Here is a 540-nt window from a genome sequence, read left to right as displayed (position 1 = left end):
GACTGGGGTGAAGTCGTAACAAGGTAGCCCTAGGGGAACCTGGGGCTGGATCACCTCCTTAAACGATAGATTCTCACGATGAGTGTCCACACAGATTGATACGGTTAATATTAAAAGAGACTAAGGTTTTTACTTTGTAGAAACCTGCAATGGTTTGGGTCTGTAGCTCAGCTGGTTAGAGCGCTCGCCTGATAAGCGGGAGGTCGGTGGTTCAAGTCCACTCAGACCCACCAAATCTTTCCGTCTGCTGCGTCAACGAACGCGTTGCATACTATTGTATGCGGCCTTATTCGTTTCCTTGCGGCCGAAAAGATTGCGAAATCCCTTTGGGGCCATAGCTCAGCTGGGAGAGCGCCTGCCTTGCACGCAGGAGGTCTGCGGTTCGATCCCGCATGGCTCCACCATCTTTAAACGCATTACTTTCATTAGAAAGACATTAGTGTTTTTAAAAATGGTTTTGTTCGTAAGAACAACTCTATGCTCTTTAACAATTTGGAAAGCTGACGAACAACGATTTGATTTATCGTTGTTCAATTTAAA

At 46.1% G+C, this 540-nt stretch carries 2 tRNA genes and 1 rRNA gene; all 3 read left to right on the top strand.

What is annotated here, in order from left to right:
* Positions 1–61 (top strand): 16S ribosomal RNA (locus ST37_RS05950); the annotation flags it as partial.
* Positions 62–156: 95 nt separating this feature from the next.
* A tRNA-Ile gene (locus ST37_RS05945) sits at positions 157–233 on the top strand.
* Positions 234–328: 95 nt separating this feature from the next.
* Positions 329–404: transfer RNA gene (locus tag ST37_RS05940), tRNA-Ala, on the top strand.
* Positions 405–540: the final 136 nt, after the last annotated feature.

Origin of the sequence: Vibrio sp. qd031 (assembly GCF_002100145.1) — a bacterium.
Lineage (GTDB): Bacteria > Pseudomonadota > Gammaproteobacteria > Enterobacterales > Vibrionaceae > Vibrio.
The sequence above is the reverse complement of the archived record's forward strand: the minus strand, read 5'-3'. Positions and strand labels throughout refer to the sequence as shown.